At 66.7% G+C, this 12,199-nt stretch carries 10 protein-coding genes; 3 read left to right on the top strand and 7 right to left on the bottom strand.

Annotation, left to right across the window (positions count from 1 at the left end):
* Window positions 1–18: 18 nt before the first annotated feature.
* On the bottom strand, window positions 19–951 hold the full coding sequence (locus QRO93_RS03435; RefSeq protein ID WP_180879012.1) for an alpha/beta fold hydrolase: 933 nt from the start codon (window positions 949–951) through the stop codon (window positions 19–21).
* Between the two features lie 202 nt (window positions 952–1,153).
* Here QRO93_RS03435 and metF point away from each other — a divergent pair, with 202 nt between their 5' ends.
* Both metF and QRO93_RS03425 read left to right on the top strand, forming a co-directional pair.
* Window positions 1,154–1,981, top strand: coding sequence for a methylenetetrahydrofolate reductase [NAD(P)H] (gene metF, locus QRO93_RS03430; RefSeq protein WP_053448806.1), 828 nt, complete (start codon window positions 1,154–1,156; stop codon window positions 1,979–1,981).
* A gap of 40 nt (window positions 1,982–2,021) precedes the next feature.
* Window positions 2,022–2,606, top strand: coding sequence for a DUF4124 domain-containing protein (locus QRO93_RS03425; protein WP_180879014.1), 585 nt, complete (start codon window positions 2,022–2,024; stop codon window positions 2,604–2,606).
* A 49-nt stretch (window positions 2,607–2,655) separates the two neighbouring features.
* Here the strand turns inward: QRO93_RS03425 and QRO93_RS03420 are convergent, their stop codons facing one another.
* The 3 genes from QRO93_RS03420 to QRO93_RS03410 all read right to left on the bottom strand — a co-directional run bounded on the left by QRO93_RS03420 (window position 2,656) and on the right by QRO93_RS03410 (window position 7,644).
* The gene (locus QRO93_RS03420) at window positions 2,656–3,612 is read right to left on the bottom strand and encodes a Nudix family hydrolase (RefSeq protein ID WP_053448804.1); all 957 of its coding nucleotides are present in this window, start codon (window positions 3,610–3,612) and stop codon (window positions 2,656–2,658) included.
* A gap of 105 nt (window positions 3,613–3,717) precedes the next feature.
* The gene (gene secA / locus QRO93_RS03415; protein WP_180879016.1) at window positions 3,718–6,450 is read right to left on the bottom strand and encodes a preprotein translocase subunit SecA; all 2,733 of its coding nucleotides are present in this window, start codon (window positions 6,448–6,450) and stop codon (window positions 3,718–3,720) included.
* A gap of 237 nt (window positions 6,451–6,687) precedes the next feature.
* Entirely contained in the window at window positions 6,688–7,644 is a 957-nt protein-coding gene (locus tag QRO93_RS03410) for a M23 family metallopeptidase (RefSeq protein WP_004154230.1), read from the bottom strand.
* A 12-nt stretch (window positions 7,645–7,656) separates the two neighbouring features.
* Here QRO93_RS03410 and QRO93_RS03405 point away from each other — a divergent pair, with 12 nt between their 5' ends.
* A complete protein-coding gene (locus QRO93_RS03405; protein ID WP_004154229.1) occupies window positions 7,657–8,106 on the top strand; it encodes a DUF721 domain-containing protein in 450 nt (149 codons plus the stop codon).
* Window positions 8,107–8,388: 282 nt separating this feature from the next.
* On the opposite strand, the gene lpxC is transcribed toward QRO93_RS03405, so the two are convergent.
* The 3 genes from lpxC to ftsA all read right to left on the bottom strand — a co-directional run bounded on the left by lpxC (window position 8,389) and on the right by ftsA (window position 12,135).
* Window positions 8,389–9,300 (bottom strand): UDP-3-O-acyl-N-acetylglucosamine deacetylase, encoded by a 912-nt coding sequence (gene lpxC, locus QRO93_RS03400; RefSeq protein WP_004143722.1) that lies wholly within the window; start codon window positions 9,298–9,300, stop codon window positions 8,389–8,391.
* A 193-nt stretch (window positions 9,301–9,493) separates the two neighbouring features.
* Entirely contained in the window at window positions 9,494–10,729 is a 1,236-nt protein-coding gene (gene ftsZ, locus QRO93_RS03395; RefSeq protein ID WP_040008912.1) for a cell division protein FtsZ, read from the bottom strand.
* 170 nt (window positions 10,730–10,899) lie between these two features.
* Window positions 10,900–12,135, bottom strand: coding sequence for a cell division protein FtsA (gene ftsA / locus QRO93_RS03390; protein WP_005408083.1), 1,236 nt, complete (start codon window positions 12,133–12,135; stop codon window positions 10,900–10,902).
* Window positions 12,136–12,199 lie beyond the last annotated feature (64 nt).

The following is a 12,199-nucleotide window of genomic DNA, read 5'->3' as shown; positions in this document are numbered from 1 at the left end:
TCCGAGGCGTGTTGAAACTCAGGGGTGACGGTCGAGGAAGGCCTGCACCTGCCCGCGCAGCCAGCTCGGATCATCCCACATCAGGAAGTGGAAACCCTGCGCGCTCATCGCGATCTGCACATCGTGCAGCGTCGCGTACTGGGCCTGGAACACCGCCCGGGTGCTCGCTTCGGTGCCTCCCATCGGCTGGTAGCCGGCCCAGCTGCCCAGCACCAGTGTCGGCGCGCTGATCGAGGCGATGCTGTCACGCAGGTCGGTGGTCATCACCGCGTGCATCGCATCGGCCGTGGTCTGGCGGTCACTGCTTTCGCCCCAGCGGCCCAGTTCCGCCTGCCGCTGAGGGTCACGGGTCATGCCCGGCAGGCCGGCCTTCAGCTGCGCCTGCCATTGATCAGCGTCGGCGGCGAGCATGCCCTTGCGCAGCTGCTCGGCCATCGGCCGCACGCTGTCCGCGGTGGCATTCGGGTCGCGTACCGCCGGCAGGAACGGCAGCGCGTCCACCACCACCAGCGCGCTGACCGCCTTCGGCTCGGCCTGCGCCATCTGCAGGCCCAGCAGGCCGCCGAGACTGTGGCCAACCACCACTACCGGCCCCAGATGCTGGTCATGCAGGTAGGCCAGCAGCTGCGCGCGCATCGCCGGCAGGAACCCGGCCGGGCGCGGATCGGCCGGTGCGGCGCCGGCAAATCCCGGCAGCTGCACCAGATGGCATTGCACGTCCTTCAGGGCCAGGCAGGTCTCGCGCCAGACCTCGGCGCTGCTGTTCAGGCCGGGGATCATCAACAGCGGGCGGCCCTTGCCGACCACCTCGACCTGCACCTTGCCGGTGGCCGGGCCGCGGGTTGGGGCCGCATGCGCCGATCCGGAACCCAGCACGGCCATCGCCATGCCGATCATCGCCAGCCGTGCCAGCGCCTTCATCGCGTACCAGAGTGCCAGGAAGATCTTCATCGTCTGCTCCTTCATCGGGTGGGTGTTGCCGGGTTGGGCTCAGCGTGCCGCCAGCCACAGCGCCCCTGTTGCGAATCCGGAGCAACGGCCGGACACCCGGGCGAACGGTCGCCGGCGGGGGACGGTGCCCATCACATCGCACGTACACATCCATCTTGATGAAGCGATATACTTACCCGCACCTGCCGCCGCCGCCCGCGCCATGACCGCCATCAGCTTCGAGTTCTATCCACCCAAGACCGACGAACAGCGCAGCCAGCTCGACCGCGCCGCGGACAAGCTGAAGGACTACGGGCCCGAATACGTGTCATGCACCTTCGGCGCCGGTGGATCGACCCTGAGCTACACCTCCGAAACCGTGCGCCACCTCAACCAGCACCATGGCTTCGAAGCAGCCCCCCACCTGTCCTGCGTTGGCGGCACCCGCCAGGAAATCCGTGAACTGCTCAAGCTGTACCGCGCCATCGGCTGCGACCGCCTGGTCGCGTTGCGCGGCGACCTGCCCTCCGGCATGGGTTTCCCCGGCGACATGCGCTATGCCGCCGAACTGATCGCCTTCATCCGCGCCGAGCACGGCGACGCCTTCCGCATCGAGGTCGGCGCCTACCCGGAAACGCATCCGCAGGCCTCCGATGCATTGGCCGACCTGAAGCACTTCAAGGCCAAGATCGATGCCGGTGCCGATGCGGCGATCACCCAGTATTTCTACAATCCGGATGCGTACTTCCATTTCGTCGACGCGGTGCAGCGGCTCGGCGTGCAGGTACCGATCACCCCCGGCATCATGCCGATCGCCAACTTCAGCCAGCTGCGCCGCTTTTCCGAGCAGTGCGGCGCGGAGATCCCACGCTGGATCAGCCGCAGAATGCAGGCCTATGGCGATGACGTGGATTCGGTGCGTGCATTCGGCACCGAAGTGGTGGCCAAGCTGTGCCAGCGCCTGATCGAGGGCGGCGCACCCGGCCTGCACTTCTACACCTTGAACCTGGCCAAGCCGACCACGTCGGTGCTGAAACTGCTGCAGCTGTGAAAGCACGCCGCGCGTAGCGGAACGGCGTTACCCTGCGCGGATGATCCGGCTCTCCTTCCTGCTGTTGCTGCTGCCGCTGTGGTCTGCCACCAGCGTCGCCCACGCGCAATCCACGCGCCTGAACCGCTGCACCGATGCACAGGGCCAGAGCGTGTATACCGACCGCCCCTGCGACAGCCTGGGTGCACAGTCACGGCTGCCGCCGCCTGCGCCCACCGGCAGCACCCTGCAGCGCGACACCCTGGGTGCACGCTGCCCACGGCGGCTGAGCGAGCTGGTGGAAGCACTGCGTACCGGCATCCTCAGCAACGACGTGAACCGGCTGTCCTCGCTGTACCTGTGGGGCGCGGTCTCCGACGCCGGCGCGCAGCGCATCCTCGGCCAGCTGGAATCATTGGCGCGGCGGCCGCTGGTGGACGTGGTGCCGGTGTATCCACGGCGGGAACAGGACGCTTCGCAAGCGCTGGAGCAGGGTGATCCGGTGCCAGGCTCCGAGCCCGAACCGGCTGCCGCGCGGCATCCGGTCGGCCTGCGCTTGGAGCAGACGTTGCCGGGCAGCGTTGCACGTGCCTCCACCGTGCTGGGATTGCGGCGGCAGTACGGGTGTTTCTGGATCACGTTGTGATCGGTCGGGGCCGGATCCCTTTCCAGCGGAAAGGGATCCGACCCTGGCATCACGCCGGCCACAGCCCGCGGATGGCGGCGATGCCCTGCCCGCCATGTCGGCGCGCTTCGGTGATGTGGCCGCTGCCCATGCCCCCCAGCGCATAGATCGGCAGTGACACCTGCGCACGCAGCTCGGCGAAAGCATCCCAACCCAGCGGTGCGGCGTCGGGGTGGCTGGCAGTGGCCTGCACCGGGCCCAGCACCGCGAAGTCGCAGCCCAGCTGTTGTGCCGCCTGCAACTGCTGCAGGTCGTGGCAGGACGCCGCCACCAGCTGCCCCTCGGGCAACGGGCGCTGCGACAGCTGCTGCAGCTGTTCGCTGCCCAGATGCACGCCCACGCTCAACGCGCGTGCCAGCTCGATATCGCGGTTGAGCAGCCACTGCACACCGCTGCGACGATGTGCACGCACCACTTGCTCGACCATTGCCTGCCGCTGCGGGTGCGCCGGTGGCAGGCGCAGCTGGATGCGCTGCTGGCCCGCCGCCACCGCGCGCTGCAGCTGGTCATGCCACTGCTGCACGCTGTCGGCATCGTCGGCCGGCGCCGGGGTGATCAGGTAGCTGTCGGGCTGGCGCAGGGCCGCCACCACCGGCAGGTCGGCCGGCGGCATCGAATAGCGGCCCAGCTTGTCCGGCGCCACCCAGGTGATCGCCTGGCCTTCGCGCCCGCGTGGCGTGCCCTTCCAGCTGCGCACATGGCGCACTTCCAGGGTCAGGTGCTTGTCCGGATAGCGCTGCGGAACATCCATCAGCCACTCACCGACATCGGCCTCGATGCCCAGTTCCTCGCGCAGCTCGCGTACCAGCGCCTGTTCGGAGGTCTCGCCGGATTCGCGCTTGCCGCCGGGGAATTCCCACAGGCCGGCCATGTCGCGGTTCTCGGTACGACGGTTGAGCAGCACGCGGCCACGGGCGTCGGTGATGACGGCGGCCACGACGTGGATCGATCGGGTGGGAGGAGCCATGCGCAGAGCATGCCCAGAACAGGGGGACCGGCGCAATCGCGAATCCACCCTGGATCACCCGCCGGAAATGAAAAGCCCCGCTTTCGCGGGGCTCTCCGGAGGTGGTCAGCTCAGCTGGCCGTGGCAGTGCTTGTACTTCTTGCCACTGCCGCAGGGGCACGGGTCGTTGCGGCCGATCTTCGGTTCATCGCGCTGCAGCTGCGCGACGCCCTGGCGTTCGGCCTCCACCTGCGCCGCTTCCTCGTCGGCGCTGTAGCCGCCCGCGTCCTGGTGCTGGAACTGCGACTGGCTCAGGCGTGCCTGGGCCTGCTGGCGTTCTGCCGCTTCCAGCGCCTGCACCTCTTCGTCGCTGCGGATGCGCACGCGCGACAGCAGGGTCACCACTTCGCGCTTCACGTTCTCCAGCATGTCGGAGAACAGTTCGAAGGCTTCCTTCTTGTACTCCTGCTTCGGCTGCTTCTGCGCGTAACCACGCAGGTAGATGCCCTGGCGCAGGTAATCCATGCGTGCCAGGTGCTCCTTCCAGCTCTGGTCCAGCACGGTCAGCATCACGTGCTTCTCCAGCGCGCGCATGGTCTCTTCGCCCACGCCGGCTTCCTTCTCGGCGAAGTGCTGGTTGACGCGCTCCTGCACCTTGGCGGCAATGGCCTCGGCGTCCAGTTCCTCGTGGTCCTTGACCAGGTCGGTCAGCGACATCTGCAGGCCGAAGTCCGACTCCAGGGTCGCCTCCAGGCCACGCAGGTCCCACTGCTCGTCGATCGAATTCGGCGGCACGAAGCGGGCAACGATGTCGAAGATCACGTCATCGCGGATGCCGTCGACGTTGGCCTTCACCGACTCGGCGTCCAGCAGCTCGTCGCGCTGCGCGTAGATCACCTTGCGCTGGTCGTTGTTGACGTCGTCGAAGTCCAGCAGGTTCTTGCGGATGTCGAAGTTGTGGGCCTCGACCTTGCGCTGCGCCTTCTCGATCTGGCGGCTGACCAGGCGGTCCTCGATGACGTCGTCTTCCTTCATGCCCATCATGCGCATGGCCTTCTGCACCCAGTCGGAGGCGAAGATGCGCATCAGGTTGTCTTCCAGCGACAGGTAGAAGCGGGACGAACCCGGGTCACCCTGTCGGCCCGAACGGCCACGCAGCTGGTTGTCGATACGGCGCGACTCATGGCGCTCGGTGCCGACGATGTGCAGGCCGCCGGCCGCCTTGACCGCCTCGTGGCGCTTCTGCCATTCGGCCTTGACCGCGGCCTTCTGCGCGTCGGTCGCGTCCTCGCCCAGCTCGTGGATTTCCGCTTCCAGCGAACCGCCCAGCACGATGTCGGTACCACGGCCGGCCATGTTGGTGGCGATGGTCACCGCCGCCGGACGACCGGCGTTGGCGACGATGGTCGCTTCGCGGTCATGCTGCTTGGCATTGAGCACTTCGTGCTGCACGCCGGCCTTGCGCAGGTGCTCGGACAGCATTTCCGAGGTTTCGATCGAGGTGGTACCCACCAGCACCGGCTGGCCGCGCTTGGCGCACTCTTCGATGTCGGCCAGCACCGCGTTGAACTTGCCCTTGCGGTTGAGGAACACCTGGTCCGGGCTGTCCTTGCGGATGGTCGGGCGGTTGGTCGGGATCACCACCACTTCCAGGCCATAGATGCTCTGGAACTCGAACGCTTCGGTATCGGCCGTACCGGTCATGCCGGACAGCTTCTTGTACATGCGGAACAGGTTCTGGAAGGTGATGCTGGCCAGCGTCTGGTTCTCGCGCTGGACCGGCACGCCTTCCTTCGCTTCCACCGCCTGGTGCAGACCATCGGACCAGCGACGGCCGGACAGGGTACGCCCGGTGAATTCGTCGACGATGACCACTTCGCCATCGCGCACGATGTAGTCCACGTCACGCTGGTAGATCGCGTGCGCGCGCAGCGCGGCGTTGAGGTGGTGGACCACGGTCAGGTTCTGCGGGGCGTACAGGCCCTCGGTCTCGGCATTGAGGATGCCGGCGTCGACCAGCAGCTGCTCGGCGTGCTCCATGCCCGCTTCGGACAGGTGCACCTGCTTGCCCTTCTCGTCGACCCAGAAGTCGCCTTCGCCGTCTTCCACTTCCTGCTTGACCAGGTTGGGCACGACGCGGTTGACGCGGATGTACAGCTCCGGCGAATCGTCGGCCGGGCCGGAGATGATCAGCGGGGTACGTGCTTCGTCGATCAGGATCGAGTCGACTTCGTCGACGATGGCGTAGTGCAGGCCGCGCTGGTAGCGGTCGGCCTTGGACAGCGCCATGTTGTCGCGCAGGTAGTCGAAACCGAATTCGTTGTTGGTGCCGTAGGTGATGTCCGAGGCATAGGCGTCACGCTTGTCGCTGTGCGGCATGCCCGGATACACCACGCCCACGCTCAGGCCCAGCCAGTTGTACAGCTTGCCCATCTGCGCGGCATCGCGGCGGGCCAGGTAGTCGTTCACGGTGACCACGTGCACGCCCTTGCCTTCCAGCGCGTTGAGGTACACCGGCAGGGTCGCCACCAGGGTCTTGCCTTCACCGGTGCGCATTTCTGCGATCTTGCCCAGGTGAAGCACCATGCCGCCGATCAGCTGCACGTCGTAGTGGCGCATGCCCAGCACGCGGCGGCCCGCTTCGCGGCAGACCGCGAACGCTTCCGGCAGCACCTTGTCCAGGGCTTCGCCGCCAGCGATGCGCTGCTTGAACTCCGGCGTCTTGGCCTGAAGCTGCTCGTCGGAAAGCTTCTCGATCTCCGGCTCCAGCGCATTGATCTTGGCGACGATGCGGTTGAGCTGGCGCAGCTGTCGTTCGTTACGACTGCCAAATACGCGGGTAAGCAGGCTGTTGATCATTGAAGGAACCGGGTTGGATGGACACGACGCCCGGCCTCCCCCTTGGGATCCGTCCGCCGCAAACGAAACAGGGCGCCTGGCGCCCTGTCGATGGCAACACCCATTGTAGCTTGGGACGGCCGGCTGAGGTTTCAAGCGCCGATCCGGTCGTGATCGCCCCGGATTCGGCAAAGAATCACGGATGCTGGGTCGAATCCCTTTCGCCGTCGCGGAAGGGATCCAGCCCCATACCGGGGATCAGCCGCGGCTGATGCGGCCGACCGGCGTGTTGCCGCCGTCGCCGAGGAACTTGCGCGGGTTGACCACGTTGCCGTTCTCCCACACTTCGAAGTGCACGTGGGCACCGGTCGAACGGCCGGTGGAACCGGCCTTGGCCACTTCCTGGCCGGCACGGACCAGGTCACCGGCCTTCACCACCAGGCGCGAATTGTGCGCGTAGCGGGTGACATAGCCGTTGCCGTGATCGACGTCGACCACGTTGCCGTAGCCGCCCTTCACGCCGGCAAAGCTGACCACGCCTTCGGCCACGGCCATCACCGGGTCGCCGACCCTGGCGTGGAAGTCCATGCCCTTGTGGGTAGCGGCACCGCGGCCGAACGGGTCGGCGCGGGTGCCGAAGCCGGAGGTCACGTAGCTGTTGCGGATCGGCATGCGCGAGGGCACGGCGTTCTGCTGCAGCTGGTGATCGAACATCAGCGATTCCATCACCGACAACTGGCGGCCTGAAGCAGCGAAGCGCTGCTCCAGCACCTGTAAGTCGGCGTTGACGTCCTTGACCGGGATGTCGCTGGTCGGGCCGCCGGCATCGCCGTCACCGAGACCCGGGGTCTCGTTGAAGTCGAACTCGCCATCTTCCAGCTTGCCCATCTGGGTCAGCCGTTCGCCAAGGGCGTTGAGGCGGGTGGCCTGGGCCTGCAGCTCGCCCAGGCGGGCCGCCAGCGCGTTGACCTGGGTCTGCGCATCGCGCTTGACCTTGGCCAGCTCCGCATCCTGGCGCTCGACCTTGGCCTGCAGCCGGGAATCATTCAGCGCGCTGGCGCCAATGCCGCCGGCAAGGCCGATAATGCAGCCTACCCCGAGCACGCTGCCCAGCAGGGCGCGGGGGCGGTCCTCGAAATAGAACCGCAAACGCGTGATCGGCGACGCTTTGGCCTGTCCTTCACGCGTTTTGATTACGATCTTTTTGAATGCCATCAGTGAGTTTTCATGTCTGAGCCGAAATCCAGCGTTCGCCCCGCGTCAGTGCCGAAACCGGCGCTGGATGCGGTGATGGCGGACAAAAGCGGGAACCCGCTGCGGCGTGCCTTGTGGCTCGACGCGCTGGACCGTCAGTTGCGCCCCCAGTTGCCGCCACCTCTGCGCAGCCGTTGCCGGCTGGCCAATGTGGACGGGGAACACCTCGTTTTTCTCGTCGAGTCCCCGGTCTGGCATGCCAAGGTGCGGCTTGCCGAAGCCCAGTTGCTCGACGCGGCCCGTTCCATCGGGCTGAAGGCCACCAGGGTGACCATCAAGACTGCGTCTCCCACTCCCACGCGCTCCCCAGCGCTCGACAACCGGAATGGACCCCACGCAGTTTCAGCCGCCACGCACAAAGGGCTACGCGACGCCTTGGCGTGCCTGCAGGACGTTCCTTCGAAGCCGAAGAAGCGGTCCTGACGACAACGGAGCATCCGGCTCCGCTCCCCGTCGCACGTGTCACCACGGCGTGAAACATTTCGGGGGCCGGGTCGCATCCTAGCTGCCATCCGGAGGCCTGTCGTTAGATTGGAGTTAAAACTTCGTTAAATTCAGGCTTTCGATCCAACAGGTTCACAAATCCGTGACCTCGAACCGCGCTTGACGCACCTCAAGCACGCTGAATGCGCCGCAGCCGCCACGAACGACAACGCCGCCCTCTCAGGCGGCGTTTTTGTCTTCCAATTCAACAACCTGCGGCAATCAGGCGTAGGCCGGAGTGGCGTATTCCACCGGATCCGGGGTCGCCGGCGAGTCGAAGCTGACCCATTCCCAGGCCGTGGCATCGGCCATCAGCGCGCGCACCAGCTTGTTGTTGAGCGCGTGGCCGGACTTGAAGCCCTCGTAGGCCCCCAGCACCTGGCCGCCGGCCAGATAGAGGTCGCCGATCGCATCGAGGATCTTGTGGCGCACGAACTCGTCGGCGTAGCGCAGGCCGTCTTCGTTGAGCACGCGGAACTCGTCCAGCACGATGGCGTTGTCCATCGAACCGCCCAGGCCCAGGTTGCGCTCGCGCATGTACTCCAGGTCGCGCATGAAGCCGAAAGTGCGCGCGCGGGAGATTTCCTTGGTGTAGGCCAGCGTCGAGAACTCGATTTCCTGGCGCGACTGCTTGGCCGGGATCATCGGGTGGTCGAACTGGATGGTGAAGCCCAGCTTGTACCCCTCGTACGGGGTGAAGCGGGCCACCTTGTCGCCCTCGGTCACTTCCACGGTCTTCAGTACGCGGATGAAGCGCTTGGGCGCATCCTGTTCCACGATGCCCGCCGACTGCAGCAGGAACACGAACGGGCCGGCCGAACCGTCCATGATCGGCAGCTCGGCCGAGGACAGTTCGACGATGATGTTGTCCACACCCAGCCCGGCCAATGCCGACATCAGGTGTTCGACGGTCTGGATCTTGGCGTCGTTGCAGGTCAGGCCGGTGCACAGGGTCACTTCGGTGACCAGTTCGGCCTTGGCCGGCACTTCCACCACCGGGTCCAGGTCCACGCGGCGGAACACGATGCCATGGTTGACCGGTGCCGGGCGCAGGGTCATGTAGACCTTGTCACCGCTGTGCAGGCCAACGCCGGTGGCGCGGATCGTGTTCTTGAGGGTGCGTTGCTGGATCATGGGGGATGGACCGGAAGTGACACATTAGATTAACACGCACGCTCCCCTACCCTGGCTGAAAGGCCGGCAGGAGACACCGGCACGCCAGTAGGACGGGCGTGAAGCAGGGCGGCCGGGCCCATCCTGGCCCGGCGCCCGCGTTTTCAGGACATGGTGGCGCAACCCGGGGAGGACAAGCCCCGGGCTACCCCGCTCAGTCCGCCTGGCGGCGCAGGAAGGCCGGGATGTCCAGGTAGTCGTTCGGCAGTTCCGCCGCTGCCGGGGCCGAAGCGGCCGGCGCCGACGGGGTGGAGGCCGCTGCGGTATCGCTGCTGGCACGACGCAGGCCCAGGCCCATGCCGCCGACGGCCTTGGACACGGCGTCGCCGCCGTTGTCGAAGTCGCCGAACTCCGGCTGGCCGGTGGTCGCATTGCGCACCAGCTTGATCGGTGCACGCTCGCCCGGGCGCTGGGTCTTGCTGGCCGAGACGCGGTTCAGGCCGGTGGCCACCACGGTCACGCGCACTTCGTCCTGCATGTCCGGATCGAGCACGGTGCCGACCACCACGGTGGCGTCTTCGGAAGCGAAGCCATCGATGGTGCGGCCGATCTCGTCGAACTCGGCCATGGTGAAGTCGGCGCCGGCGGTGATGTTGACCAGGATGCCGTTGGCACCGGCCAGGTTCACGTCGTCCAGCAGCGGGTTCTGGATCGCCGATTCGGCGGCGGCCTGCGCGCGGTCATCGCCGCGGGCGGTGCCGGTACCCATCATCGCCAGGCCCATTTCGGACATGACGGTGCGCACGTCGGCGAAGTCGACGTTGATCAGGCCCGGACGCACGATCAGGTCGGCGATGCCCTGCACGGCGCCCTGCAGCACGTCGTTGGCGGCACGGAAGGCCTGGATCATGGTCGCATTGCGGCCCAGCACGGTGATCAGCTTTTCGTTGGGGATGGTGATCAGCGAGTCGCAGTGCTGGCTCAGCTCTTCGATGCCCTTCAGTGCCACCTGCATGCGGCGACGGCCTTCGAACGGGAACGGCTTGGTGACCACGGCCACGGTCAGGATGCCCATTTCCTTGGCCAGCTGGGCCACCACCGGCGCAGCGCCGGTACCGGTGCCGCCGCCCATGCCGGCGGTGATGAACACCATGTCCGCACCCTGCAGCGCGTCCATGATGCGCTCACGATCTTCCAGCGCGGCCTGGCGGCCGACTTCCGGGTTCGCGCCTGCGCCCAGGCCCTTGGTCACGTTGGTACCCAGCTGCAGCTGCAGCTTGGCACCGCAATTCTTGATGGCCTGCGAGTCGGTGTTGGCGGTGATGAATTCCACGCCATCCACTGCCGAGTTGACCATGTGCGCCACGGCATTGCCGCCGCCGCCGCCTACGCCAACCACCTTGATCACCGCATTGGGTGCCATCTTTTCGATCAGTTCAAAATGCGCCATGTCCGTGTCCTCGTTGTATCCGCTTCGGCTGGCATGGGCATTCGGGCGTCCTGCCCTCCTGCTGCATGCCGGCGTTGCGGCTGTGTGGGTTGTGTGTTGCCGGTGTTGCGTTGTGATGCGGGTACTGCGGGTGTTGCGCCCGGGCGAGGCCCGGTCTTGCGGATTCCGCGTCAGAACTCGCCGCGGAACCAGGTCTTGAGTTTCTTGAACATGCTTCCGGCGCGGCCGGTCGGCAGCGACGGACGCCGCGGATGCTCGATCTGGCTGCCCATCAGCAGCAGGCCCACGCCGGTGGCATGCACCGGGTTGCCGACCACTTCGCCAAGCCCGGTGACGTGCTGCGGAATGCCCACGCGTACCGGCATCTGCAGCATTTCCTCGGCCAGCTCGACCACGCCTTCCATCTTCGACGCGCCACCGGTCAGCACCATGCCGGCGCGCACCAGTTCCTCGAAACCGGAGCGGCGCAGTTCGGCCTGCACCATCTCGAAGATTTCCTCGTAGCGGCCCTGCACCGCCTGCGCCAGCGAATGGCGCGGCATGCGGCGCGGCGGGCGGTCGCCCACCGACGGCACCTGGATGCTTTCCTCGGCGGTGGCCAGCTGGGCCAGCGCGCAGGCGTAGCGCACCTTGATCTGCTCGGCTTCCGGGGTCGGCGTGCGCAGCATGTGCGCGATGTCGTTGGTCACGTGGTCGCCGGCGATCGGCAGCGAGGCGGTGTGGCAGATCGCGCCCTGCACGAACACCGCGATGTCGGTGGTGCCGGCGCCCATGTCGACCAGCACCACGCCCAGCTCGCGCTCATCGGCGGTCAGCACCGCCACGCTGGAGGCCAGCGAGGACAGCACCAGGTCGTCCACCTGCAGGCCGCAGCGCTGCACGCACTTGCTGATGTTGGCCGCGGCCGACTGCGCGCACACCACCAGGTGGGCGTGCACTTCCAGGCGTACGCCGGTCATGCCGACCGGGTTGCGGATGCCTTCCTGCGAATCGTCCAGCACGTACTCGCGCGGAATCGCATGCAGGATCTTCTGGTCGGCCGGGATCGCCACCGCCTTGGCCGCGTCCAGCACGCGATCCAGGTCGCCCCAGGTCACTTCGCCGTCGCGGATCGGCACGATGCCCGGCGAGTTCTTGCACTGCACGTGGTTGCCGGAGATCGAGGCGTACACCGAGCGGATCTCGCAGCCGGCCATCAGCTCGGCCTCTTCCACCGCGCGCTGGATCGACTGCACGGTCGATTCGATATCCACCACCACGCCGCGCTTGAGCCCGCGCGACTCGTGCGAGCCGATGCCGATCACTTCGATCGGGTTGCCCGGCGAATACTCGCCCACCAGCGCCACCACCTTGGAGGTGCCGATGTCCAGGCCAACGATCAGCGATTTGTCACCCTTGCGATTCATGTCCTTTCCTGCGTCCTGCTGGCCGGGGTCGCCGGCGTTTTCGCCGGCGTGGCCGGGGTACCCC

The organism is Stenotrophomonas maltophilia group sp. Smal17, from assembly GCF_030237045.1.
In the GTDB taxonomy this organism is placed as follows: domain Bacteria; phylum Pseudomonadota; class Gammaproteobacteria; order Xanthomonadales; family Xanthomonadaceae; genus Stenotrophomonas; species Stenotrophomonas forensis.
The sequence above is the reverse complement of the archived record's forward strand: the minus strand, read 5'-3'. Positions and strand labels throughout refer to the sequence as shown.

What these genes read in the sequence shown, in the direction of transcription:
- QRO93_RS03435 (WP_180879012.1), bottom strand. Translation starts at nt 951, where the DNA reads ATGAAGATCTTCCTGGCACTCTGGTACGCGATGAAGGCGCTGGCACGG.
- metF (WP_053448806.1), top strand. Translation starts at nt 1,154, where the DNA reads ATGACCGCCATCAGCTTCGAGTTCTATCCACCCAAGACCGACGAACAG.
- QRO93_RS03425 (WP_180879014.1), top strand. Translation starts at nt 2,022, where the DNA reads ATGATCCGGCTCTCCTTCCTGCTGTTGCTGCTGCCGCTGTGGTCTGCC.
- QRO93_RS03420 (WP_053448804.1), bottom strand. Translation starts at nt 3,612, where the DNA reads ATGGCTCCTCCCACCCGATCGATCCACGTCGTGGCCGCCGTCATCACC.
- secA (WP_180879016.1), bottom strand. Translation starts at nt 6,450, where the DNA reads ATGATCAACAGCCTGCTTACCCGCGTATTTGGCAGTCGTAACGAACGA.
- QRO93_RS03410 (WP_004154230.1), bottom strand. Translation starts at nt 7,644, where the DNA reads ATGGCATTCAAAAAGATCGTAATCAAAACGCGTGAAGGACAGGCCAAA.
- QRO93_RS03405 (WP_004154229.1), top strand. Translation starts at nt 7,657, where the DNA reads ATGTCTGAGCCGAAATCCAGCGTTCGCCCCGCGTCAGTGCCGAAACCG.
- lpxC (WP_004143722.1), bottom strand. Translation starts at nt 9,300, where the DNA reads ATGATCCAGCAACGCACCCTCAAGAACACGATCCGCGCCACCGGCGTT.
- ftsZ (WP_040008912.1), bottom strand. Translation starts at nt 10,729, where the DNA reads ATGGCGCATTTTGAACTGATCGAAAAGATGGCACCCAATGCGGTGATC.
- ftsA (WP_005408083.1), bottom strand. Translation starts at nt 12,135, where the DNA reads ATGAATCGCAAGGGTGACAAATCGCTGATCGTTGGCCTGGACATCGGC.